The organism is Microcoleus sp. N3A4 (assembly GCF_036701805.1).
Classification (GTDB): Bacteria; Cyanobacteriota; Cyanobacteriia; order Cyanobacteriales; family Microcoleaceae; genus Microcoleus.
Window position 1 is genome coordinate 1 of sequence record NZ_JAUBRJ010000183.1, and the last position, 1,342, is coordinate 1,342.

Genomic DNA, 1,342 nt, shown 5'->3' on the forward strand with positions numbered 1-1,342 from the left:
CTAGTACAGCGCGGCGGAAATAAACAGACCATTAAACAGCCAAAACTTTGCCCTTATATGTCCACTTAAAAGGTTTAGCCATTGTTTGATTAAAGTAGTCGATAAAATGCAGGATTCGATTTTTCAAATCCTCGCGACTGACACAACTTGCTCTTCTGAGTAATTGGCGCACCAAAATACTGAACCAAATCTCAATTTGATTGAGCCATGAAGAATGTTTCGGTGTATAATGGAAAACAATTCGGTGTGCAGGGTCACACAAAAAAGTAGTGCGAGATTTCATGGATTTCAAGATACCACTTTTCCCCTTCATACCCAAGTCAATATCCAGACCTTCTTTTTCTGCAACCAAACGAACCAGAGACTCAGACTGATGAGTGTTCAGGCAGTCCATAATCAAATGCCATTTTGGGACATCAGGGTCACTTTCAATAGTTCGACGAATATGAAGGGCAAAATCAACTTCTGTTCTGGTATCTCCACAAGTCGGCTCGATAATTTGACCCGTGGCAACATCGAAGCTAGCAATTAAGCTTTGTGTGCCGTGACGAATATACTCAAACTCCCTTCTTGCGACTTTGCCAGGTCGCATTGGCAAGTCTTTTTCTAATCGCTCAGTTGCTTGAATACCTGTCATCTCGTCAATGGATATTGTCCGCTCCCCTTGAAGATGACGCTCAATCGCACTCATGTATAAACCAGTAATATCTGCCACTTTTGCGTCAAATTCTGCGTCTTCAGGGGGGGGTTAACCAGTAGCGACAAGGCGTGGGGTTTAACTTCGGCTTCTTCTAGTAATCTTCCCACATGGCGGACAGATATGCTTTCAATAATGCCTTGCTTGATGATTTCATCTGCCAGTTCTCTCGAACTCCAGTGGCTGATTGGTCTTCCGTAATCGCATGGTGGCGAACACGCCAGAGCAAACAACTCGATTACTTGTTCCATGCTAAATTTTACTGGTGCACCAATACGCTCTTGATCTTGTAATCTTTGCAAAATCGATAAGTCTTTTCCGTTGGTCTCCAACCATCGATTTCGCCATAAACGAGCCATTTGCCGATTAATATCTAAATTTCGCGCAATTTCACGATGGTTTTGACCCTCAGATGCCATGAGAATGATTCTAGCTCGTCGGGCTATCTGTTGCGGCGTGTTGTGTCTGTCGCTCAACTGTTGGAGTTGAATCCGCTCATCATCGCTTAAATTTAATGTTTTAGGAGTTAACTTAGCCACACTGTGATCCCTTAATACGTCCGCCAACACGGTTTTTAACCAGACTAGATTATTTTCTCACCAATCCTACCAATATGGTCTGTTGATTTCCGCCGCGCTGTACTAG

Annotated in this window: 2 protein-coding genes; both read right to left on the minus strand. The window is 43.4% G+C overall.

What is annotated here, in order from left to right; all coding sequences use genetic code 11:
• Positions 1-31: 31 nt before the first annotated feature.
• Complete coding sequence (locus QUA56_RS36615) at positions 32-715, minus strand: transposase (protein WP_333368924.1); 684 nt, start codon at positions 713-715, stop codon at positions 32-34.
• Complete coding sequence (locus QUA56_RS36620) at positions 688-1,236, minus strand: helix-turn-helix domain-containing protein (RefSeq protein WP_333368927.1); 549 nt, start codon at positions 1,234-1,236, stop codon at positions 688-690. The genes QUA56_RS36615 and QUA56_RS36620 overlap by 28 nt, the downstream gene beginning before the upstream one ends.
• Between the last annotated feature and the right edge of the window lie 106 nt (positions 1,237-1,342).